This is a genomic window from Pseudomonas sp. MWU318, from assembly GCF_016756945.1.
Classification (GTDB): Bacteria; Pseudomonadota; Gammaproteobacteria; order Pseudomonadales; family Pseudomonadaceae; genus Aquipseudomonas; species Aquipseudomonas putida_A.
This window is the reverse complement of the sequence record NZ_JAESJL010000005.1, coordinates 146,195-167,315: the sequence shown is the minus strand read 5'-3', so window position 1 is coordinate 167,315 and position 21,121 is coordinate 146,195. Positions and strand designations below refer to the sequence as shown.

Annotated in this window: 21 protein-coding genes and 1 pseudogene; 18 read left to right on the top strand and 4 right to left on the bottom strand. The window is 60.0% G+C overall.

The window, feature by feature from the left end; all coding sequences use genetic code 11:
* Nucleotides 1-164: 164 nt before the first annotated feature.
* From JN524_RS14080 to JN524_RS14065, 4 genes are all read left to right on the top strand, one after another.
* On the top strand, nucleotides 165-965 hold the full coding sequence (locus JN524_RS14080) for an SDR family oxidoreductase (RefSeq protein ID WP_202369698.1): 801 nt from the start codon (nucleotides 165-167) through the stop codon (nucleotides 963-965).
* Entirely contained in the window at nucleotides 958-2,784 is a 1,827-nt protein-coding gene (locus JN524_RS14075; RefSeq protein ID WP_202369697.1) for a glycoside hydrolase family 15 protein, read from the top strand. The genes JN524_RS14080 and JN524_RS14075 overlap by 8 nt, the downstream gene beginning before the upstream one ends.
* Nucleotides 2,785-3,174: 390 nt before the next feature.
* Nucleotides 3,175-3,564 carry a hypothetical protein gene (locus JN524_RS14070; RefSeq protein ID WP_202369696.1) on the top strand — a complete coding sequence of 130 codons (390 nt, stop codon included), beginning with the start codon at nucleotides 3,175-3,177 and terminating at the stop codon, nucleotides 3,562-3,564.
* A 93-nt stretch (nucleotides 3,565-3,657) separates the two neighbouring features.
* Nucleotides 3,658-4,161 (top strand): hypothetical protein, encoded by a 504-nt coding sequence (locus JN524_RS14065; RefSeq protein ID WP_202369695.1) that lies wholly within the window; start codon nucleotides 3,658-3,660, stop codon nucleotides 4,159-4,161.
* Here the strand turns inward: JN524_RS14065 and JN524_RS14060 are convergent.
* Entirely contained in the window at nucleotides 4,156-5,139 is a 984-nt protein-coding gene (locus tag JN524_RS14060; protein WP_202369694.1) for a GlxA family transcriptional regulator, read from the bottom strand. The genes JN524_RS14065 and JN524_RS14060 overlap by 6 nt on opposite strands.
* Before the next feature lie 89 nt (nucleotides 5,140-5,228).
* Here JN524_RS14060 and inhA point away from each other — a divergent pair, with 89 nt between their 5' ends.
* From inhA to JN524_RS14045, 3 genes are all read left to right on the top strand, one after another.
* Nucleotides 5,229-5,915 carry an isonitrile hydratase gene (gene inhA, locus JN524_RS14055; protein WP_202369693.1) on the top strand — a complete coding sequence of 229 codons (687 nt, stop codon included), beginning with the start codon at nucleotides 5,229-5,231 and terminating at the stop codon, nucleotides 5,913-5,915.
* A gap of 206 nt (nucleotides 5,916-6,121) precedes the next feature.
* Nucleotides 6,122-6,913, top strand: coding sequence for a CPBP family intramembrane glutamic endopeptidase (locus JN524_RS14050; RefSeq protein WP_202369692.1), 792 nt, complete (start codon nucleotides 6,122-6,124; stop codon nucleotides 6,911-6,913).
* Nucleotides 6,914-7,015: 102 nt separating this feature from the next.
* Nucleotides 7,016-8,581, top strand: coding sequence for a methyl-accepting chemotaxis protein (locus JN524_RS14045; RefSeq protein WP_003223402.1), 1,566 nt, complete (start codon nucleotides 7,016-7,018; stop codon nucleotides 8,579-8,581).
* Nucleotides 8,582-8,897: 316 nt separating this feature from the next.
* Here the strand turns inward: JN524_RS14045 and JN524_RS14040 are convergent, their stop codons facing one another.
* Nucleotides 8,898-9,275, bottom strand: coding sequence for a c-type cytochrome (locus tag JN524_RS14040; RefSeq protein ID WP_202369877.1), 378 nt, complete (start codon nucleotides 9,273-9,275; stop codon nucleotides 8,898-8,900).
* 249 nt (nucleotides 9,276-9,524) lie between these two features.
* Here JN524_RS14040 and JN524_RS14035 point away from each other — a divergent pair, with 249 nt between their 5' ends.
* Both JN524_RS14035 and JN524_RS14030 read left to right on the top strand, forming a co-directional pair.
* The gene (locus tag JN524_RS14035; protein WP_064389790.1) at nucleotides 9,525-10,223 is read left to right on the top strand and encodes a hypothetical protein; all 699 of its coding nucleotides are present in this window, start codon (nucleotides 9,525-9,527) and stop codon (nucleotides 10,221-10,223) included.
* A 79-nt stretch (nucleotides 10,224-10,302) separates the two neighbouring features.
* Nucleotides 10,303-11,694, top strand: coding sequence for a surface-adhesin E family protein (locus tag JN524_RS14030; protein ID WP_202369691.1), 1,392 nt, complete (start codon nucleotides 10,303-10,305; stop codon nucleotides 11,692-11,694).
* A 47-nt stretch (nucleotides 11,695-11,741) separates the two neighbouring features.
* Here JN524_RS14030 and JN524_RS14025 read toward each other — a convergent pair whose 3' ends face one another.
* The gene (locus JN524_RS14025) at nucleotides 11,742-11,927 is read right to left on the bottom strand and encodes a hypothetical protein (RefSeq protein ID WP_202369882.1); all 186 of its coding nucleotides are present in this window, start codon (nucleotides 11,925-11,927) and stop codon (nucleotides 11,742-11,744) included.
* A gap of 1,070 nt (nucleotides 11,928-12,997) precedes the next feature.
* The gene (locus JN524_RS14020) at nucleotides 12,998-13,678 is read right to left on the bottom strand and encodes an alpha/beta family hydrolase (RefSeq protein ID WP_202369690.1); all 681 of its coding nucleotides are present in this window, start codon (nucleotides 13,676-13,678) and stop codon (nucleotides 12,998-13,000) included.
* A gap of 95 nt (nucleotides 13,679-13,773) precedes the next feature.
* Between JN524_RS14020 and ccoN (JN524_RS14015) the strand changes: the two genes are divergently transcribed.
* From ccoN (JN524_RS14015) to JN524_RS13975, 9 genes and pseudogenes are all read left to right on the top strand, one after another.
* Complete coding sequence (ccoN, locus tag JN524_RS14015; RefSeq protein ID WP_202369689.1) at nucleotides 13,774-15,198, top strand: cytochrome-c oxidase, cbb3-type subunit I; 1,425 nt, start codon at nucleotides 13,774-13,776, stop codon at nucleotides 15,196-15,198.
* Between the two features lie 10 nt (nucleotides 15,199-15,208).
* A complete protein-coding gene (ccoO, locus tag JN524_RS14010) occupies nucleotides 15,209-15,817 on the top strand; it encodes a cytochrome-c oxidase, cbb3-type subunit II (RefSeq protein WP_003223389.1) in 609 nt (202 codons plus the stop codon).
* A 3-nt stretch (nucleotides 15,818-15,820) separates the two neighbouring features.
* A complete protein-coding gene (locus JN524_RS14005; RefSeq protein WP_202369688.1) occupies nucleotides 15,821-16,018 on the top strand; it encodes a cbb3-type cytochrome oxidase subunit 3 in 198 nt (65 codons plus the stop codon).
* Entirely contained in the window at nucleotides 16,015-16,968 is a 954-nt protein-coding gene (ccoP, locus tag JN524_RS14000) for a cytochrome-c oxidase, cbb3-type subunit III (protein ID WP_098967986.1), read from the top strand. Before JN524_RS14005 ends, ccoP (JN524_RS14000) begins: the two co-directional genes overlap by 4 nt.
* 482 nt (nucleotides 16,969-17,450) lie before the next feature.
* On the top strand, nucleotides 17,451-18,893 hold the full coding sequence (gene ccoN / locus JN524_RS13995; protein ID WP_007969186.1) for a cytochrome-c oxidase, cbb3-type subunit I: 1,443 nt from the start codon (nucleotides 17,451-17,453) through the stop codon (nucleotides 18,891-18,893).
* Entirely contained in the window at nucleotides 18,893-19,501 is a 609-nt protein-coding gene (ccoO, locus tag JN524_RS13990; protein ID WP_024164411.1) for a cytochrome-c oxidase, cbb3-type subunit II, read from the top strand. The genes ccoN (JN524_RS13995) and ccoO (JN524_RS13990) overlap by 1 nt, the downstream gene beginning before the upstream one ends.
* A 6-nt stretch (nucleotides 19,502-19,507) precedes the next feature.
* Complete coding sequence (locus tag JN524_RS13985; protein WP_003175465.1) at nucleotides 19,508-19,693, top strand: CcoQ/FixQ family Cbb3-type cytochrome c oxidase assembly chaperone; 186 nt, start codon at nucleotides 19,508-19,510, stop codon at nucleotides 19,691-19,693.
* Complete coding sequence (gene ccoP, locus JN524_RS13980) at nucleotides 19,690-20,673, top strand: cytochrome-c oxidase, cbb3-type subunit III (protein WP_202369687.1); 984 nt, start codon at nucleotides 19,690-19,692, stop codon at nucleotides 20,671-20,673. Before JN524_RS13985 ends, ccoP (JN524_RS13980) begins: the two co-directional genes overlap by 4 nt.
* A 90-nt stretch (nucleotides 20,674-20,763) precedes the next feature.
* Nucleotides 20,764-20,909 (top strand): annotated as a pseudogene (locus tag JN524_RS13975) (VapC toxin family PIN domain ribonuclease); the annotation flags it as partial.
* Nucleotides 20,910-21,121: the final 212 nt, after the last annotated feature.

The following is a 21,121-nucleotide window of genomic DNA, read 5'->3' as shown; positions in this document are numbered from 1 at the left end:
GAAGGCCTTGAAGAGCAAAAGATCGCAGCCTTCGGCAGCTCCTACAGGTGAACGCATTCCATGTAGGAGCTGCCGAAGGCTGCGATCTTTTGATCTTTGCTCTTGAACTCTCCCGGCCTGCGACCAGTCAGCTAAATAGGCCCTCACTCAAGGCACGACTTCGCATGCAAATATCCCTCGCCCGCCAAGTAGCACTGGTCACCGGTGCCAGCTCCGGCATCGGCCACGCCGCCGCCAAAGCGCTGGCCGCTGCCGGCGCAGCTGTCGTGATCAATTACAACCGTCAGGCAGAACCCGCCGAAGCGCTGGCCCGGCAGATCATCGCCGACGGCGGTCAGGCACTGGCCATCGGCGCCGATATTTCAAAGGAAGACGAGGTCGAACGGTTATTCGCCGAGACCCTCGAGACCTTTGGCGCGCTGGACATTCTGGTGGCCAATTCCGGCCTGCAAAAGGACGCCGCGGCGGTGGACATGACCCTGGAAGACTGGAACACGGTGATCGGCGTCAACCTCACCGGCCAGTTCCTCTGCGCTCGCGCCGCGCTGCGGATTTTCAATCGCCAGGGTGTGCGTGAAGGCGTGTCCCGCGCGGCCGGCAAGATCATTCACATGAGTTCGGTACATCAACGCATTCCGTGGGCCGGGCACGTCAACTATGCGGCGTCCAAGGGCGGCGTCGATCAGTTGATGCAGACCCTCGCCCAGGAAGTCAGCCAGCAGCGCATCCGTATCAACGGCATCGCGCCGGGGGCGATTCGCACGGCAATCAATCAGCAAGCCACCGAAGGCGCTGCCGGTGAGAAGCTGCTGGAGCTTATCCCCTACGGTCGCATCGGCGATGTCGAGGACATCGCCAACGCCGTGGTGTTTCTCGCTTCCGACGCCGCCGACTACATCGTCGGCACCACCCTGTTCATCGACGGCGGCATGAGTCTTTATCCGGAGTTTCGTGGCAATGGCTGAGCATCATCCTGAACGACAAAGCCCGATCGACGCCCACGGCATCATCGGCGACCTGCGCAGTGCCGCACTGGTCAACGACAAGGGCAGCGTGGATTTTTTCTGCTGGCCGGAATTCGACAGCCCGTCGATCTTCTGTTCACTGCTCGACACGCCCGAGGCAGGGATTTTCCAGCTCGCCCCGGACTTGCCCGATGCCCGGCGCGAGCAAATCTATCTGCCGGACACCAACGTTCTGCAAACGCGCTGGCTCAGCGAACAGGCCGTGGTGGAAATCACCGATCTGCTGCCGATCGGCGACAGTGTCGATGACCTGCCGTTGCTGATGCGCCGGGTGCGGGTGGTCAGCGGTGAAGCGACGTTTCACATGCGCTGCGCGGTGCGGCATGACTACGCGCGTGCCAACACCCGCGCGCAGATGGACGAACAATCGGTGGTTTTCAGCGCCGAAGGTCAGCCATCGCTGCGGCTGGTGGCGGATCAGGCGCTGCAGATCGATGGCGAATCGGCCGTTGCCTCCTTCAGTATGAAGCAGGATCAGCACGCCGAATTCGTCCTCGGTGGCGCCGACGATCCGCGCTTCAAGGATGACGGCGCGAAAATGTGCCTGGAGCGCACGCTGAAGTTCTGGCGCGACTGGATCGGTCAGTCCAACTACCGCGGGCGCTGGCGGGAGATGGTCAATCGCTCGGCCCTCGCGCTGAAGCTGCTGACCTCGCGCAAGCACGGCGCGATCCTCGCCGCCGCCACCTTCGGCCTGCCGGAAACCCCCGGCGGCGAGCGCAACTGGGACTATCGCTACACCTGGATCCGCGACGCTTCGTTCACGGTCTACGCGTTCATGCGCCTGGGTTTTGTCGATGAGGCCAACGCTTACATGGGCTGGCTGCGTGGGCGGGTCAGCGATTGTCAGGGTCATTCGACCAAACTCAACATCCTCTATGCGATCGACGGTCGCCAGGAGCTGCCGGAAACCGAACTCACGCACCTTTCCGGTCATGGTGGCGCGCAACCGGTGCGCATCGGCAATGGCGCGTACGATCAGATTCAGCTCGATATCTTTGGCGAACTGATGGACGCGGTGTACCTGGTCAACAAGTACGGCGACGCGATTTCCCACCAAGGCTGGAAACACGTGCGCGAAGTGGTCGATCAGGTGTGTGAGACCTGGCAGACAGCCGATGTTGGCATTTGGGAAATGCGCGGTGAGCAGCATCACTTCCTGCACTCGCGACTGATGTGCTGGGTGGCGCTTGACCGGGCCATCCGCCTGGCCTCGAAACGCTCGCTGCCGGCGCCGTTCGTCCAGTGGGATCAGACCCGGCAGGCGATCTACGCCGACATCTGGGACAACTTCTGGGATGAGGAGCGCGGGCATTTCGTCCAGTACAAGGGCGGCACCGCGCTCGACGGTTCGATGCTGCTGATGCCGCTGGTGCGCTTCGTCAGCGCCAAGGACCCGCGCTGGCTGTCGACCCTTGAAGCGATCGAAAAGACTCTGGTGCGCGACGGCATGGTTTATCGCTATCGCAACGATGACGCCAACATCGACGGTTTGACCGGCACCGAAGGCGCGTTTGCCGCGTGCTCGTTCTGGTACGTCGAATGCCTGGCTCGCGCCGGTCAGGTGGAAAAAGCCCATCTGGAGTTCGAACAACTGCTGCGCTACGCGAACCCGCTGGGCCTGTATGCCGAAGAGTTCGACAGCAAGGGCCGCCATCTGGGCAACACCCCGCAAGCGCTGACGCATCTGGCGCTGATCAGTGCGGCGAGTTTTCTGGATCGGCGTTTGAGTGGGGAGAAGAGTGTTTGGCAGCCGTAATTTCGCCAGTGTTTGTAGGAAATATGCCGCATCAGCGCGCTTCGCCGGACTAACCCCTACACTGAAATAAACAGAATCAGATCCCCTGTGGTGAGGGGATTTATCCCCGACGGGCTGCGCAGCATTCCTGATTTTTCCGGTGCATTTCGTCAACAGCACCGCGTTGCTTGGCTTTGCGCCTGCTGCGCAGCCGATCGGGGATGAATCCCCTCACCACAGTTTGGGTAGTTTGTTCCTGCTTCTTCTAAACAACACCCTGGCAAATCCCTCCCCCGCAACCTGCACTTACACCCTGAAATACCCTGTTGCCAGCTGTTACATCCCCCCCTACCATCCACCGCAACGGGCACAGCGGAGCTGTCCAATAAAACCCGAATTCAAGGAACCAGAATGACCCAGCACGTCCACCGCCCCATCGCCACGCCCCTGCGCACTGGCCTGACCCGCACCCAACTGTGGGAAGCCGCCGACAAAGGCCTGATCAAGTGCTGGGAAATCGGCCGCCAGCGCGCCACCCGCTTCCCCGACCTTGCCCACCAATGCCTCGCCGGCGAACTGCCGGTGCTCGGCTGGAAAGGTGGCGTGAGCCGCAGCCTGAAGAAAAACGAGAAATACGGCTCGCTGAAATACCTCGCCCAGTGGCAGGGCTTGCGGGGCGAGGATCTGGATATTGATCTGGGTGAAGAGCGTTCGCTGACCTGCTCGCGGACGAAGATGCGGGTAACGTTTACCCCGGATCGGACGAAGTATTTCAATCAGGTGGCGGAAGCTGAGTCATAGAAAGCGCACATTTTGTAGGCAGGTCTGATTCATACGAGTGTTTTTGTACCTTTCAATTTATCGGCTACGGATTACTGTGTGACAAAAACATACATGGACAAGCTCGCCCTTACGGTTGCTGCACTAGCACTAGGGGCAACCATCTGGCAGGGACAAGCCCAAATCAAACATAACCACGTCTCGGTAGAGCCGCGAATCACTTCGTACTTTTCCAACAACGGGAACAAAGACCAGTGGGGCATCTACGCCTTTAACAACGGTATGGGTAACGCTTTTGTTGAAAGCCTTGAAGTGTACGTGGACGGAAAAGCAGTCGCGGATCATCCGTACGGAAAGTTCTTCTCTGCCGTCAACGCCCTTGGGCTGGATCCACTGTGTTTTTTAATCGGTGGCCCGCGCCCGAACGACGCTTTCCAAGTAGGCAGCGAGGAACGCCTTATTGAAGCCAATCCGAAAGCCCCCAAAACATGCGCATTAAGTAACCTGATGCTGCAAAAATATGCCAACGAGCGGGTGGACTATGAATTGGTTTTCAAATCGATTTATGGTGATCGGTTCAAGTATCGATACTCTAAAAACTCTCAGGTGGCTCTATAACCGCGCTGGATCTGCTCCAGCACTGACCGAAAACCGTTCCCTGTACGCCTGCGGCGTCACCCCGATCGCCCGCAGGAAACTGCGGCGCAACGTCTCCTCACTGCCAAACCCGCAATTGGCCGCAATCCGTTTCACCGGTAGCCCGGTGTCACTGAGCAGGCGCCGGGCGGTTTCGACGCGGATCAATTCGATGGCGCGGGCCGGGGTCTGGCCGGTGTCGGCGCGGTAGTGGCGGACGAAACTGCGTTCGCTCATGCCGGCCTGTTCGGCCAGGGTCGGGACGCCGAGGTCGCAGGTGAGGTTTTCGGCGATCCAGGCGTGCAGCTCATCAAAGCGATTGCCCTGATTCTGCAGGGCCAGGGTCACGCTGAATTGCGATTGCCCGCCGGGCCGTTTGAGGAACACCACCAGATGCCGGGCGACGTCGAGGGCGATGTCGCGGCCCAGATCTTCCTCGACCATCGCCAGCGCCAGATCGATGCCGGCGGTGACGCCGGCCGAGGTCCAGACCGGGCCGTCGTTGATGAAAATCGGGTTGGCTTCGACCTGCAGCTTCGGGTGCTGCTGGGCCAGTTGTTCGCAACGGGTCCAGTGGGTTACCACGCGACGTCCGTCGAGCCAGCCACTGGCCGCCAACAGGAAAGCGCCGGTGCAGACCGAGGCCACGCGTCGGCATTTCGCCGCATGCTCGCGCACCCAATCCACCAGCGGCACGTCTTCCGCTGCCGGGTAAATGCCCCAGCCACCGGCGATGATCAAGGTATCGCTGGCCTGCTGCGGCAACGGTTCGGCCAGCACCGCCAGCCCTGCCGACGACATCACCGCCCCGCCCTCACTGGCAATCACCGACGGCGCATACGGTACCGGCAAGCCGCGCTGACGGGCGATGTCATTGGCCGAGGCGAACACTTGCAGCGGGCCGGTGACGTCGAGGATCTGCATGTTGGCGAACGCGAGTACGTGAATGACTTTGGGCATTTGGCGTAATTCGTGGGGTTATTGGCGTATACGCCAGAACCTACGCGCCTACAGTGAAGCCGTCCACCCCTCAACTGGAGAAACACCCCATGACGTTGCAGATCGGTTTTCTGTTGTTTCCGCAGGTGCAGCAACTCGACCTGACCGGTCCCTATGACGTACTGGCTTCGCTGCCGGACGTGCAGGTGCATCTGATCTGGAAGGATCTGGTGCCGGTCACCGCCAGCACCGGCCTGCTGTTGAAACCGACCACCACCTTCGAGGACTGCCCGGATCTCGATGTGATCTGCGTTCCCGGCGGCGCCGGGGTCGGGCCGCTGATGGAAGATGAGCAGACGCTGGGGTTCATCAAGCGTCAGGCGGCGCAGGCCAGGTATGTAACGTCGGTGTGCACCGGGTCGCTGGTGCTGGGCGCGGCGGGACTGCTGAAGGGCAAACGTGCGACCACCCACTGGGCCTATCACGAACTGCTGCCGAAACTCGGCGCGATTGCAGTGCAGGACCGGGTGGTACGCGACGGCAATCTGTTTACCGGTGGCGGCATTACCGCCGGCATCGACTTTGCGCTGGTGCTGGCTGCCGAACTGGTGGGAGCCGAGGCGGCGCAGTTGATTCAACTGCAGCTGGAATATGCGCCGGCACCGCCGTTTGAATCGGGCAGTCCGCAGACGGCACCGAGTGCTGTCGTCAAAGAGGCCCGGCACCGTGCAGCGCCTTCGTTGAAACTGCGCACGGAAATCACCGAGCGCGCGGCGGCGAAGCTCGATCTGCGCTGATTCCTCAGCCACACACAAAACCCTGTAGGAGCTGCCGCAGGCTGCGATCTTTTGACTTTGGCTTTTCAAGATCAAAAGATCGCAGCCTGCGGCAGCTCCTACCGGAGGATTGCGGCGTGTCACCGTTTCCCGCCACAGCTTTACTTGTCCCGACGTCCTCACCCGTGTAGAAAGCCCTTCCCCCCCATTCAGCACAAGGACTTTCGATGAAGGCGTTGCCATGGCTCCATCTGGCACTTCTCAGCCTCGGTTATGGATTGGCGTTGAGTTACGGTCAACTCGGCTGGCTCGCACTGATCTCCTTCGGATTATTGCTGGTGACCGGTTTCGCCGTGCGCCAACAGCAGGTGCCGGTGGCGCGCCTGTTGGGGCATGCCGTGTTCATCTTCCTCGCGCTGTCGCTGGCACTGCACTGGTTGCCGGGATTCGCCAACGGCCGGGCCATCGCCCCGCTGCGTTTCACCGACGACGCCGTGCCGTTTGCTATGTACCTGAATCTGGACAAACCCTTGATCGGCTTCTGGCTGTTGCTCGCCTGCCCGTGGATTGTCGCGGCACGCTCGCTGCGTCCGACGGTGTACGCCAGCGTCCTCGCCCTGACGTTGAGCGCCGTCCTGGCGCTGGGCGGCGCACTGTTGTTCGGCATGATCGCCTGGGCGCCGAAGTGGCCTGATCAGGCGTGGCTGTGGCTGCTGAACAATCTGCTGCTGGTGACGCTGGTCGAGGAGGCGCTGTTTCGCGGCTATATACAGGGCGGTTTGAGCCGCCTGTTCAAGCACCTGCCGCACGGCGACAACCTCGCCCTGCTGCTGGCGTCGCTGATCTTTGCCCTGGCGCATCTGGGCGCCGGCTGGCACTGGGTGTTGCTGGCGGGTCTGGCGGGTGTCGGCTATGGTCTGGCCTACCGTTTCGGTGGCCTTGCTGCGGCGATCGCCACGCATTTCGGGCTGAACCTGCTGCATTTTGCGCTGTTCACTTATCCGATGCTGGCCGGTTGAAGCAAGAGCGGTTTTGCGACGCCGTACTTATATCTGAAAAAAAACTTCAATAATTTCCTGACAGCGCCGACAACCTTTCAAAGCCTTGCGGATTGAAAAACCATGCGTAATAACCAGCCCATTACACAACGCGAACGGACTTTCCCGGCTCAGCAGCGGTTGATTTCCACAACCGACGCTAAAGGCGTGATCACCTACTGCAACGACGCTTTCGTCGAAATCAGCGGGTTTTCGCGTGAAGAGCTGATCCGTGCGCCGCACAACCTGGTTCGTCACCCCGACGTCCCGGCTGCGGTGTTTTCGCACATGTGGGGCACACTGAAACAAGGCTTGCCATGGATGGGCATTGTCAAGAATCGCTGCAAATCCGGTGACCATTACTGGGTTAACGCCTACGTGACACCGGTGTTCGACGGCAATCAGGTGGTCGGTTACGAGTCGGTGCGGATCAAACCCACCGCCGAACAGATACGCCGTGCCGAAGCGCTCTACCAACGCATCAACCAAGGCAAGTCGGCGATCCCTTCCAGCGACAAATGGCTGCCGGTGTTGCAAGACTGGCTGCCATTCATTCTGGTCAGCCAGTTGAGCTTCGTGATCGGCGCGACCCTGAACTCGCACTGGGGCTTCGCCCTCGCTGCCGGCCTGTCGGTGCCGCTGGGCCTGATGGGCCTGCAATGGCAGCAACGCGGGCTCAAGCGCCTGCTGCGCCTGGCCGAGCAGACCACTTCCGACCCGTTGATCGCGCAGATGTACACCGACAGCCGTGGCGCGCAGGCGCGTCTGGAAATGTCGATCCTCAGCCAGGAAGCGCGCCTGAAAACCTGCCTGACCCGTCTGCAGGACACCGCCGAGCACCTGACCGATCAGGCCAAACAGTCCGACGCTCTGGCGCACAACAGCTCCAGCGGTCTGGAACGCCAACGCGTGGAAACCGAACAGGTTGCCACCGCCGTCAACCAGATGGCCGCCACCACACAGGAAGTGGCCAGCCACGTCCAGCGCACCGCCGACGCCACCCAGGAAGCCAACCGCCTGACCGGTCGCGGCCGCGACATCGCCGGGGAAACCCGCGAAGCCATCCAGCGCCTGTCGGTGGTGGTCGGTGAAACCGGCCTGACCGTCACGCAACTGGCCAAGGACAGCGACGAAATCGGCGGCGTGGTCGACGTGATCAAAGGCATCGCCGACCAGACCAACCTGCTCGCCCTCAACGCCGCCATCGAAGCAGCACGTGCCGGCGAAATGGGCCGTGGCTTTGCCGTAGTCGCTGACGAAGTCCGCCAACTGGCGCAACGCACCAGCGAATCTACCGGGCAGATCCACGCCCTGATCGCCAAGCTGCAGCAGACCGCGTCCAGCGCTGTGCAAACCATGGAAGCCGGCCATCGCCAGGCGGAAGAAGGTGTGGCGCGGGTATTGGAAGCGGATCAGGCACTGGTCGGCATCAGCGAAGCAGTGGCCAACATCACCGACATGACCACGCAGATCGCTGCGGCCACCGAAGAGCAAAGTGCGGTGGCTGAAGAAATCAGCCGCAACATCAGCAACATCTCGGAACTGGCGGATCAGACCTCGGAACAGGCACATAACTCGGCGTTGCTGAGTGAAGAGCTGACGAAGACGGCGAATACACAGTATTCGTTGGTGGAGCGGTTTAACCGCTAAAAGCAAAAGATCGCAGCCTGTGGCAACTCCTACATCGATCACCTGTAGGAGCTGCCGAAGGCTGCGATCTCTTGATCTTGAATGCCCGGACAGCGAAAGCGTCCGGGCTTTTTATTGCCAGTCTGAAAGTGATGGTGCCTGGCAGACCGCTTTCGCGAGCAGGCTCGCTCCCACATTGGAACTGCGTCGGATCACAGTTTTCCATGCGGCGACAACCCCCTGTAGGAGTGAGCCTGCTCGCGATAAGGCCTTTTATGCCTCACAGGATCATCACTCCATGTCCAGTCGCTTCCGAGCATTCTTGAGCAGCATCCGTTCATGGTTTTTTCGCAATCACACCAACCATGTATTCATGCAAATCACGAAAATCCTTGACGCTCCAGACATGCGCCGGGATCTTCACGCCATTCTCCTGCAAGGTTTTCGGTATCAGATTGCCGTTCGGGCGCAGGATCACCGAAGACACAATCACCCCCGGGTAATCATTTAGCCGTTGCTTGAACGCGGGGGTGGTCAGGTCAGGTGTGGACGGATTGCTCCTTTTCGCCAACGGCCCCGTGCCTTTGATATCCGGCCCGTGGCACACCGCGCATCGCTGGGAATAGAGAGCTTTCCCGTTGACGTTTTCCGCCAGGGCCAGCGACGGCTGACTGGCCAACAGCGCCGCGAACGACGTGCACACCAGATATTTCATGCGCCCGGATAATGTAGTCAACAGGTCATCCATGACAGGTCTCTCGCAATGGAGCGCGAGACGCTAGCGTGTGGGGCTGTGTGTGTCCAGCGAGTTTTCCGATGCGCGCTTCCACGTCCTGGCAGCAGCGGAATTCAGGCGCCGGACCTCGATTGCCGCAATAGTGGCACATTAATATCCACTACCCCTTCAGAATTCCTGCATGCGGACGACAACCTCCGCAAATCCGTTCCTTGTTGTGAGTCCTTCATGAAGAAGATCGCTGTCCTGATGTTCGCCGTTCTGTTCCTGGCCGGATGCGCCAACCAGAAATTCAAGCCCGAATACCGTACCCAAATCCACACCGTGAAAATCCTCGCGGTGTCATGGAAACCCCGGGAAATGAGCTATATGGGCCGCGAACAAGCATGGGGCGCCGCCATTGGCGCGGGTGTCGGCACTGGCGTAGGTCTGGCGGCGGGCGCTGGCAAAATCGGTACGGCGGCACTCGGCGGTGCCGGTTTTGCCGCTGGTTTGAAGGCCGGCGACTTGGCCTCTATGTCGACCGTCGATGCGATCCTGTACAACATGGAAACCGCCAACATCAACCTCGGCGACTTGGTGAAAACGAGCTTCGAAGAAAAACTCGCCGCCAGCGGACGCTTCAAAATCGTCGGCGACAACGAACCGGCGGACGCGCAGATTGAACTGACCGTATTCAACTGGGGCTTCGCCCTGACCCAGGGCTTCAGTAGCGTGGTTTACCCGACCATCGCGGTCAACGGCGTGATGAAGCGCGGCGACGAGTTGATCTGGCAGCGCAACGAGCCGATCACCGCGTTTAACGGCGCCAACACCTACGGTTATGAGCCGCTGCGCTATCGCACTGAACCGGAACTGGTACGCACCGCGTTGACCGGTGTTTCGCAGATTGTCGGCGACTATCTGGTCAAGGACTTGAACGAGTAAGGGTGGTGGCGCTGCGCTGAGCCCAAGCAGAGTTATATGAGTCGTAATGCCTCTTTCAATCGATCCCCCGGAGAGTTCCGTGCAGCGCATCATTCTTTGCATCAGCACATTGCTGCTGGCCGCTTGCGTCACCCAGCCCAAAAATACCGACCGCCAGGCAGTGTTGCTGGCCCAGCCGTTGACGCCCAACAGCCTGATGCGTGAAGGCGACGTCATCAACTTTCAGGTGATCGAGCCGCGCGATCCGCAATCCATGGTGGTGCAGCGCTTCCAGTACTCGGCGGCCTGCAGCACGGCGCAGATCAACGAAGTGTATTCATTCCTGTTGATGCGCCACATATATCCGGGCAATCCGGGTCACTATGCGCCGGCGAGGGCGTTGCCCGAGCGTTACCACGCCACACTGCTGAACAACCGCGACTTCCTCCAAGCATGCAAAAACCTGCCCGTCGCCGATTGGCGCAAAGTGGCGGAAGACGACACGGGGCGCTGGTTGCTGGTCGATAAAAACAACCTGCAAAACAAGGCCGGGCAAGTCGTTGTATGGATGGCCTACGACGAGCCGAAAACCCGTCTCAACCTGGTCAATAGCGCACCGTTCACCCAAACTCGCGAGCACTACACGCTCGATTGCGCCACACGCAATTCCACGCTGCTGGCCCGCTATTTCCTCAACTCCGACAACCAGGTCACCGACGGCAAAGTCGACATGTTCCCCGAGACAAAAGTAATCACGGCGTCCGAGGCGGACAAGTCAAAGATGGTTGAACTGGTGTGCAACGCACCAACGTCCATCGCCAGCCTGCCGGCGCTGACCCGACGCAGCAAAGCGGCGGTAGATGCCAACGCTATCCCCGACATCAGCCCGAACGTGCTGAAAAACATCGAACAGCTGCACCTGCCAAAACCACTCAATACCCTGACTTACCTAGACCTCGCCGGAACCTCCAGCAATAGCAAAAAGAGCTGGCCGGAACGCACCGAGTACTTCATTTCCACCGATGCGGGCACCCAACAACTGAGCATTGACCATAAGAGCGAAAACCTCGTCGGCCATCGAATCAGCTGGCGCGGCCTGCTCACCCTGTCCGGTCGGGAACAGACCAAAGTGTCTCGCAACACCCTTGTGATCGACAATTTGAGTTTCCGAGGTGATTGGCAGCAAATGCGAGTCGGCAGTCAACTGGGCTACACCCGCCAAGGCAGCATCAACAGCAACCTGATCGGCTCGCTGGGGGAAGAACCGGTTACCGTGGATTGCACCGTCGACAGCGAGTCACCCGCCAAACTGCTGAACCCGGCGTTGAGTGGTAACGCCAAAGCGATCAGTTGCCGTGATCAGCGCAAGAGTTTGAAGCCCGTGCCGATGGATCATTATTACTATCTCGTGGATTACGGTTTTTTCTATCACGCTAGTACGGATAGAGGCGACGGGATTGCGGTGGATATGCAGGTGCAAAGCGTGAAGTAGGCAGCGACGGGACGCTGAAATAACGCAGCCATCCCACGTCGCCCTTCTTACACTTGAAAACCCGGCAAGCGAGCGCTTCCGTGCTTTTTACCGGCCTGAAATACAGTTGGCCTGGCCGTGACGAGGTAAAAGTCGAGTGCGCGGTCGGCGGCTTCTTTTGTCTTTTGAGACTCAAGCTCGGGGTCGTGAGGAATTGGAACGGTTTCTGGTGGGTTTGGTGTGGCTTTGAACATAGATGTAACTCCTATCGCAGACTTCAAGGAGCCATCACCCACGCTACCAAACGATGGGTGGCGGCCATACGCGGGTTGGTAGACCGGCTGCAATGGGAATCCGGCGCTCGCGAACGAGCCCCACGCCTGACCACCATAAAACCGAGCCTCAAAAAAGAGACTGAATAGGTGTTGCCATACAGCTATTACAGACGGGCTACCAAACCCGATCACTGATTTTCAGTGACAGGGGGAACGATATCGCCCGGCCCATAGCCGCGTAAGCCGGCGGATTCTGGCGTACGCGTAGGTAACGGCGCAAGGTGTTGTAGGTCCGGTGGCGTAACGGTTTGTGTACTTTAAACGTGGTCACGCGATCGTGTTTATGTGCTGGAAATGCTGGGCTGGGGGAGCTTTCAGTTTTGGGGCGTGTCAGTGAAACCTTCCCCCTCACCCTAGCCCTCTCCCCGAGGGAGATGGGACTGACCGAGGTGTTTGGGCGAGGTACGCCGACGTGGGATTCCGAGTTGAATTCAAGCTTGAAAGCACCCCATTCGGCTCCCTCTCCTTGGGGAGATGGCTGGGGTGAGGGGTAGGCTCGACGCTGAAATCAAACCGTTCGCCAAACCACTCAACACGATGAGCGTTAGCTCGAGTACCGCTTTTGATCTTGATTCACGGGCGACGTCGGAACGCTGAGTGGAGGGATTGATCCGGAGGTGGGAGCGCAGCGACCGTTTGGCGCAGCCAAACACAGCGAGAGGAGGTGCAGCGAAGCAAACCGGAGGCGCTGCGCCCGGATGGATCCCGGAGCGAAGAGACCCCGAGCCCCAGCGAGCGGGCCGAACGTTGGAGCAAGCGTTTTTTTGCTTACTTTTTTACTGGGCCGGCACTCCGGGCGTTTGTAAAAAAAGTGAGTCGCCGTCAGGGCGAAACCCTAAGTGGCCCTTACCGCAGCAATGGATATTCACCCGAAACAAAAACTGTATTGCCCTTGAGATGGTCCCCCTCACCCCAGCCCTCTCCCCCAAGGGGGCGAGGGGGAAAAGGGAGCCGATCTTCATGAGTTTCAAAATTTCAGCTCGGCTCGGTCAACACTGAAGAAACGCAGCCACCTTCTGCGCGGCACTCGCCAAATGATCCGAATGCGTAAACCCGGAAACCTTGAGCGGCTTCAAATCATGATCCCCAGAGGCCAACCAAAACACCTCAATACTCGGCGATAGATCGTAAGCCTCGACAGCGTCCCGATTGCCAAGAGCATCCCGCTCGCCCTGAACAATCAACGTCCGAGTCCGCAAAGAAGCCAAATGCTCAACCCGCGGTTTCTCAGGTTTCCCAACCGCATAAAACGGATATCCAAGACAGACAAGCGCATCGGCGCCCAACTCGTCAGCTAAAAGACTGGCCATCCGCCCGCCCATGGACTTGCCGCCGATGGCCAAAATCCCAGCGACATGACGTCGCACTTCAGCGAACACTTCGCGCCAGCACTGAAGCAGTTTCGGCGCCGGATTCGGTGGGCGTTTGCCACCATCCACCCGCCGCTGCGCCATATAAGGAAACTCAAACCGCAACACGTTCACGCCCAATCCAGCAAGGCGCCCAGCCATATCCGACATCCACTCACTGTCCATCGGCGCACCAGCTCCATGGGCGAGGATGAGCGTCGCCGAAGCCTCGCCAACAGCGGCGTCCCACAACCACCCATGATCCCGCACGCACTGCGCCCATTGATCCCCGTCAATACTGGCCTTGTGCTGTTTGTCCATGCTTGCCTCGCTTTTAGTCTGCCTATAACTCCAGGCGAAGGATTCGCGGCGTTTTCTGCGCGCGCTCACTTCGGCTGAACCGTGGATGGGAAACCATGAACACTTCTATCAGTACCGCCTACAACTACAAGGTGGTCCGCCAATTCGCCATTATGACGGTGGTGTGGGGCATCGTCGGCATGGGGCTCGGGGTTTTTCTCGCGGCCCAATTGGTCTGGCCGGAACTCAACTTCAATTTGCCCTGGACCAGTTTCGGCCGTCTGCGCCCGCTGCACACCAACGCGGTGATCTTCGCCTTCGGTGGCTGCGCGCTGTTCGCCAGTTCGTTCTACTCGGTGCAGCGCACCTGCCAGACGCAACTGTTTGCGCCAAAAATCGCCGCGTTCTGCTTCTGGGGCTGGCAGCTTGTGATTCTATTGGCAGCGATCAGCCTGCCACTGGGTTACACCAGTTCCAAGGAATACGCCGAGCTGGAATGGCCGATCGACATTCTGATCACCATCGTCTGGGTCGCCTACGCCATCGTGTTCTTCGGCACGATCATGCGGCGCAAGACCAAGCACATCTACGTCGGCAACTGGTTCTTCGGCGCGTTCATCATCACCGTGGCGATTCTGCACATCGTCAACAACCTTGAGTTGCCGGTGAGTTTCACCAAGTCCTACTCGGTGTATGCCGGTGCAACCGACGCGATGGTGCAATGGTGGTACGGCCACAACGCCGTAGGCTTTTTCCTCACCGCCGGTTTCCTCGGGATGATGTACTACTTCGTGCCGAAACAGGCCGAACGTCCGGTGTATTCGTATCGCCTGTCGATCGTGCACTTCTGGGCGCTGATCACCCTGTACATCTGGGCCGGCCCGCACCACCTGCACTACACCGCGCTGCCGGACTGGGCGCAGTCGCTGGGCATGGTGATGTCGCTGATTCTGCTGGCACCGAGCTGGGGCGGCATGATCAACGGCATGATGACCCTCTCAGGCGCCTGGCATAAGTTGCGCAGCGACCCGATCCTGCGCTTCCTCGTGGTCTCGCTGGCGTTCTACGGCATGTCGACCTTCGAAGGTCCGATGATGGCGATCAAGACCGTCAACGCCCTCTCCCACTACACCGACTGGACCATCGGCCACGTTCACGCCGGCGCGCTCGGCTGGGTGGCGATGATTTCCATCGGCGCGCTGTACCACATGATCCCGAAAGTCTTCGGCAAAGAGCAGATGCACAGCATCGGCCTGATCAACGCGCACTTCTGGCTCGCCACCATCGGCACCGTGCTCTACATCGCCTCGATGTGGGTCAACGGCATCGCCCAGGGCCTGATGTGGCGCGCAGTCAACGAGGACGGCACGCTGACCTACTCCTTCGTCGAAACCCTGGTGGCCAGCCACCCAGGCTTCATCGTGCGTCTGGTGGGTGGGGCGATCTTCCTCAGCGGCATGTTCCTGATGGCTTACAACACCTGGCGCACCGTACGGGCCTCGCAGCCTGCTGACGTCGTTGCTGCCGCGCAGATGGCCTGAGGAGTCCGCCATGAAACACGAAACGATTGAAAAGAACGTCGGCCTGCTGATGCTGCTGATGGTGTTCGCCGTGAGCATCGGCGGCCTGACCCAGATCGTCCCGCTGTTCTTCCAGGACGTGACCAACAAACCGGTGGAAGGCATGAAGCCCTACACCGCGCTGCAACTGGAAGGCCGCGACATCTACATCCGCGAAGGCTGCGTCGGTTGCCACTCTCAGATGATCCGCCCGTTCCGCGCCGAAACCGAACGCTACGGGCACTACTCGGTGGCCGGTGAGAGCGTGTGGGATCACCCGTTCCTGTGGGGCTCCAAGCGTACCGGGCCGGACCTGGCGCGGGTCGGCGCGCGTTACTCGGATGACTGGCACCGCGCGCACTTGTACAACCCGCGCAACGTGGTGCCCGAGTCGAAAATGCCGGCCTACCCGTGGCTGGTGACGCAAGCGGTCGACAGCAGCCACACCGAAACCAAGCTCAAGACCATGCGCACCCTCGGCGTGCCGTACACCGACGACGACATCAGCGGCGCGGTCGCCAGCCTCAAGGGCAAGACCGAGATGGACGCCCTCGTCTCCTACCTGCAAGTGCTTGGCACTGCGATCAAGAGCAAGAGGTGAGCCATGATCATTGAAATGAGCACAGGCCTCATACGTGGCCTCGGCACCGTCGTGGTGTTCGTCGCCTTCGTCGGCCTGACGATCTGGGTGTTCAACCGCAAGCGCACGCCGGAGTTCGCCGAAGCGCGCCTGCTGCCGTTCGCCGACGAGCCGCAACCCGACACCCAACCAGTATCTGAACCAAGGAGTACCCGGCCATGACCACCTTCTGGAGTACGTGGATCTGCGTACTGACCATCGGCAGCCTGATCGGCCTGACCTGGCTGCTGATCGGCACCCGCCGGGGCGAGACCAAGGGCAGCGTCGACCAGACCATGGGCCACAGCTTCGACGGCATCGAGGAGTACGACAACCCGCTGCCGCAATGGTGGTTCATGCTGTTCGCCGGCACGCTGGTGTTTTCCGTGGGCTATCTGATCCTGTATCCGGGCCTGGGCAACTGGAAAGGCATTCTGCCCGGCTACGAAGACGGCTGGACCGGCGTCCACGAGTGGGAAAAGGAAATGAACAAGGCTGACGCCAAGTTCGGGCCGATCTTCGCCAAATTCGCCGCCATGCCGGTGGAGGAAGTGGCGAAGGATCCGCAGGCGCTGAAAATGGGTGGCCGGTTGTTCGCCTCCAACTGCTCGGTGTGCCACGGCTCCGACGCCAAAGGCGCTTTCGGCTTCCCTAACCTGGCCGACAAGGACTGGCGCTGGGGCGGTGACGCCGAGACCATCAAGACCACCATCATGGGTGGGCGGATGGCGGCGATGCCGGCCTGGGGCGAAGTGCTCGGCGAGACGGGTGTGAAGAACGTCGCCGCATATGTGCGTCACGAACTGGCCGGCCTCCCACTGCCAGCCGACAGCAAGGCTGACCTGCAGGCCGGACAGCAAGCGTTCAGCACCACCTGCGTAGCCTGTCATGGGGCAACCGGCCACGGCACTGAAGCCATGGGTGCGCCGAATCTGACGCACCCGGCCGGGTTTATCTATGGCACCAGCCTGACGCAGCTTGAGCAGACCATTCGCCACGGTCGCCAGGGCCACATGCCGGCGCAGAACGAACTGTTAGGCAATGATAAAGTGCAATTGCTCGCCGCTTATGTGTACAGCCTGAGCCATGGATTGAATACAGAAAAACTGATTACTGAAGACAATAAACAGTAATCATTGCACACACCTCTGCCGCACCATTCTCGGTGCGGCAGCATCCCGCCCCTTTGCGACGCATTGTCGCACCCCGTCACACCCTCTCCTTTCGGTTCCCCGGATTCGGGTCTACGCTTGCTCGATGCGGACTGGCTTGTGCTGGTTCCAGGTCAACGCTGACTGCTGTGTTCTGCGAACCGGCTGACTGATGTGGCCGCAAACGCCGGTAGATACCGGCTGTCGTGCCATTTACCGTCCGTCACCCGAATTGAGCGTTTGAACACACCCCGTTACAAGCGACCTGATCCCCTCGCTTTTTTCGTCCGCTGCGACATTTTGTCCGAGGCCGATTTTGACCTTACGCGGCGTATGGAAAGGCCGCAGAATCAGCGTTGGAAAGCATTGACCCAGGTCATGGCGCGTTGCAATGACCCCCTGCTCTCTGCATACTTGCGGCCGATTTTAATCCTAATAAAACACCCAAACCGTGGAACCTTAGAATGAGCACAGCAATCAGTCCGACTGCTTATAACTATAAGGTAGTCCGCCAGTTCGCCATCATGACGGTGGTCTGGGGGATCCTTGGCATGGGGCTCGGTGTCTTCATCGCCTCGCAACTGGTCTGGCCGGAGTTGAACTTCGGTCTGCCGTGGACGAGCTTTGGACGCCTGCGCCCGTTGCACACAAACCTGGTGATTTTCGCCTTCGGTGGTTGTGCACTGTTTGCCACTTCCTACTATGTCGTGCAGCGAACCTGCCAGACGCGACTGATCTCCGACAGTCTTGCCGCCTTCACCTTCTGGGGCTGGCAGGCGGTCATCGTCGGCGCAATCATTACCTTGCCGCTGGGTTACACCACCACCAAGGAATACGCCGAACTGGAATGGCCGCTCGCCATTCTGCTGGCCATTGTCTGGGTCTCCTACGGGCTGGTGTTCTTCGGCACCATCACCAAGCGCAAGACCAAACACATCTATGTCGGTAACTGGTTCTACGGCGCGTTCATCGTCGTGACCGCAATGCTGCACATCGTCAACCACGCCTCCCTGCCGGTGAGTTTCTTCAAGTCCTACTCCGCCTATTCGGGCGCGACCGACGCGATGATCCAGTGGTGGTACGGCCACAACGCCGTGGGCTTCTTCCTGACCACCGGCTTCCTCGGGATGATGTACTACTTCGTGCCGAAGCAGGCCGAGCGTCCGATCTACTCGTATCGTCTGTCGATCGTGCACTTCTGGGCGCTGATCACCCTGTACATCTGGGCCGGCCCGCACCACTTGCACTACACCGCACTGCCGGACTGGGCACAGTCGCTGGGCATGGCGATGTCGATCATCCTGCTGGCGCCAAGCTGGGGCGGCATGATCAACGGCATGATGACCCTCTCGGGCGCCTGGCATAAGCTGCGTACCGACCCGATCCTGCGCTTCCTCGTGGTGTCGCTGGCGTTCTACGGCATGTCGACCTTCGAAGGGCCGATGATGGCGATCAAGACCGTCAACTCGCTCTCGCACTACACCGACTGGACCATCGGCCACGTTCACGCCGGCGCGCTGGGCTGGGTGGCGATGATCTCGATCGGCGCGATCTACCACATGATCCCGAAACTGTTCGGTCGTGCGCAGATGCACAGCGTCGGCCTGATCAACGCGCACTTCTGGCTCGCGACCATCGGCACCGTGCTGTACATCGCCTCGATGTGGGTCAACGGCATCACTCAGGGTCTGATGTGGCGTGCAATCAACGATGACGGCACCCTCACCTACTCGTTCGTCGAAGCGCTGCAGGCCAGCCACCCGGGCTACATCGTCCGTGCCCTGGGCGGTGCTTTCTTCGCCAGCGGCATGTTCCTGATGGCTTACAACGTCTGGCGCACCGTGCGCGCCTCGAACGCGGCTGAAGCCGAAGCCGCCGCCCAGATCGCTGTTGTTGGAGCTCACTGATGAAGCATGAAGCTGTCGAGAAGAATATTGGCCTGCTGGCCTTCTTCATGGTCATTGCCGTCAGCATTGGCGGCCTGACCCAGATCGTTCCGCTGTTCTTCCAGGACGTCACCAACAAGCCGGTCGAGGGCATGAAGCCGCGTTCGGCACTGGAACTGGAAGGCCGCGACGTCTACATCGCCAACGGTTGTGTCGGCTGCCACTCGCAGATGATCCGTCCGTTCCGCGCTGAAACCGAACGCTACGGCCACTACTCGGTCGCCGGTGAAAGCGTCTGGGACCACCCGTTCCTGTGGGGTTCCAAACGTACCGGTCCGGACCTGGCTCGCGTGGGCGGTCGTTACTCCGATGACTGGCAACGTGCGCACCTGTACAACCCGCGCAACGTGGTACCTGAGTCGAAAATGCCGGCTTACCCGTTCCTCGTGGAAAACAAGCTCGACGGCAAAGACACGGCCAAGAAGATGGAAGTGTTGCGCACGCTCGGCGTCCCTTACACCGACGAAGACATCGCCGGTGCAAAAGATGCCGTGAAGGGCAAAACCGAAATGGACGCGCTGGTGGCCTACCTTCAGGGCCTGGGCACCATCATCAAAAGCAAACGGTGATTCTTCATGGATATCGGGATGATTCGCGGCCTGGGCACCGTCGTCGTGATGGTGGCCTTCATCGGTTTGGCGTTGTGGGTATTCAGCCCCAAGCGCAAGTCGGAGTTTGAAGACGCAACCTTGCTGCCTTTTGCGGATGATCCCGAAGCCATCAAGCACGTCGAGCAAGCTTCTAGGAGTAACAAAGAATGACTACATTCTGGAGTCTGTACGTCACAGTCCTCAGTCTCGGTACGATCTTTTCCCTGACCTGGCTGCTGCTGTCGACCCGCAAGGGCCAGCGCAGCGAGCAGACGGAAGAGACCGTGGGCCACTCCTTCGACGGGATCGAGGAGTACGACAACCCTCTGCCGAAATGGTGGTTCATGTTGTTCGTGGGCACCATCGTGTTCGCCCTCGGTTATCTGGTGCTGTACCCGGGCCTTGGCAACTGGAAAGGCCTGCTGCCGGGCTACAACTACCTCGATAACGACAAGCAGACCGCGTTCGCCAACGGCCAGACCGGCTGGACCGGCGTACACGAGTGGGAAAAGGAAATGGCCCGCTCGGACGCCAAATTCGGTCCGATCTTCGCCAAGTTCGCGGCGATGCCGATCGAAGAAGTCGCCAAGGACCCGCAAGCGCTGAAGATGGGTGGCCGTCTGTTCGCCTCCAACTGTTCGGTATGCCACGGTTCCGACGCCAAGGGCGCCTATGGCTTCCCGAACCTGACCGACGCCGATTGGCGCTGGGGCGGCGAGCCGGAAACCATCAAGACCACCATCATGGGCGGTCGACACGCGGTGATGCCGGCCTGGGCCGAAGTCATTGGTGAACAAGGCGTAGCCGACGTCGCAGCTTTCGTCGTGACTCAACTTGATGGCCGCAAACTGCCGGAAGGCACCAAGGCTGACCCGGCCAACGGCCAGAAACTGTTCGCCGCCAACTGCGTGGCCTGCCACGGTCCGGAAGGCAAAGGCACGCCAGCCATGGGCGCGCCGAACCTGACCCACCCGGCCGCGTTCATCTACGGTTCGAGCTTCGCCCAACTGCAGCAGACCATCCGTTACGGCCGTCAGGGCCAGATGCCTGCGCAGGAACAACTGCAAGGCAACGACAAGGTTCACCTGCTGGCGGCGTATGTTTACAGCCTGTCCCACGGTGAAAAAGCGCCGGAAGCCGAGGCGCAGTAAGGCCAACGCCTGAAGCAAAATAAAGCCCCCGCCAGTGCTCTGGCGGGGGCTTTTTTATGGGCGACACCCTTGCGTTTCACACCTTGAGAGGCCAGCCTGCATGTACCCGCCAGGCCAATGAAAGCGATGCGTTGATCGCTGCCACGGCCCTGGTGCATGGACTCACGGTGGTCACCCGCAATGTCGGTGATTTCCAGTCGAGCGGCGTCGCCCTGATCAACCCGTGGGAACAATGAATTAGCCGCCACCCCAAAACCGTCCATACTCAACAAGTCAATTGATCTGCATCAGGCTTTGCCGCATTCGCTACACCAATAATGCTTTTTCCCCAACGCGACCAAAGGTCGCACCCTTGAGTTAGAGCGACAGGCGTATCATTGCGCCACTGCAACACCCCTTTCTGACCGCGGTCGGCACGTATCGACCGAGGCATTTGTCCACTGCCGTG

Coding starts and splice junctions, on each gene's coding strand:
- JN524_RS14080 (WP_202369698.1), top strand. CDS start 165: ATGCAAATATCCCTCGCCCGCCAAGTAGCACTGGTCACCGGTGCCAGC.
- JN524_RS14075 (WP_202369697.1), top strand. CDS start 958: ATGGCTGAGCATCATCCTGAACGACAAAGCCCGATCGACGCCCACGGC.
- JN524_RS14070 (WP_202369696.1), top strand. CDS start 3,175: ATGACCCAGCACGTCCACCGCCCCATCGCCACGCCCCTGCGCACTGGC.
- JN524_RS14065 (WP_202369695.1), top strand. CDS start 3,658: ATGGACAAGCTCGCCCTTACGGTTGCTGCACTAGCACTAGGGGCAACC.
- JN524_RS14060 (WP_202369694.1), bottom strand. CDS start 5,139: ATGCCCAAAGTCATTCACGTACTCGCGTTCGCCAACATGCAGATCCTC.
- inhA (WP_202369693.1), top strand. CDS start 5,229: ATGACGTTGCAGATCGGTTTTCTGTTGTTTCCGCAGGTGCAGCAACTC.
- JN524_RS14050 (WP_202369692.1), top strand. CDS start 6,122: ATGAAGGCGTTGCCATGGCTCCATCTGGCACTTCTCAGCCTCGGTTAT.
- JN524_RS14045 (WP_003223402.1), top strand. CDS start 7,016: ATGCGTAATAACCAGCCCATTACACAACGCGAACGGACTTTCCCGGCT.
- JN524_RS14040 (WP_202369877.1), bottom strand. CDS start 9,275: ATGAAATATCTGGTGTGCACGTCGTTCGCGGCGCTGTTGGCCAGTCAG.
- JN524_RS14035 (WP_064389790.1), top strand. CDS start 9,525: ATGAAGAAGATCGCTGTCCTGATGTTCGCCGTTCTGTTCCTGGCCGGA.
- JN524_RS14025 (WP_202369882.1), bottom strand. CDS start 11,927: ATGTTCAAAGCCACACCAAACCCACCAGAAACCGTTCCAATTCCTCAC.
- JN524_RS14020 (WP_202369690.1), bottom strand. CDS start 13,678: ATGGACAAACAGCACAAGGCCAGTATTGACGGGGATCAATGGGCGCAG.
- ccoN (WP_202369689.1), top strand. CDS start 13,774: ATGAACACTTCTATCAGTACCGCCTACAACTACAAGGTGGTCCGCCAA.
- ccoO (WP_003223389.1), top strand. CDS start 15,209: ATGAAACACGAAACGATTGAAAAGAACGTCGGCCTGCTGATGCTGCTG.
- JN524_RS14005 (WP_202369688.1), top strand. CDS start 15,821: ATGATCATTGAAATGAGCACAGGCCTCATACGTGGCCTCGGCACCGTC.
- ccoP (WP_098967986.1), top strand. CDS start 16,015: ATGACCACCTTCTGGAGTACGTGGATCTGCGTACTGACCATCGGCAGC.
- ccoN (WP_007969186.1), top strand. CDS start 17,451: ATGAGCACAGCAATCAGTCCGACTGCTTATAACTATAAGGTAGTCCGC.
- ccoO (WP_024164411.1), top strand. CDS start 18,893: ATGAAGCATGAAGCTGTCGAGAAGAATATTGGCCTGCTGGCCTTCTTC.
- JN524_RS13985 (WP_003175465.1), top strand. CDS start 19,508: ATGGATATCGGGATGATTCGCGGCCTGGGCACCGTCGTCGTGATGGTG.
- ccoP (WP_202369687.1), top strand. CDS start 19,690: ATGACTACATTCTGGAGTCTGTACGTCACAGTCCTCAGTCTCGGTACG.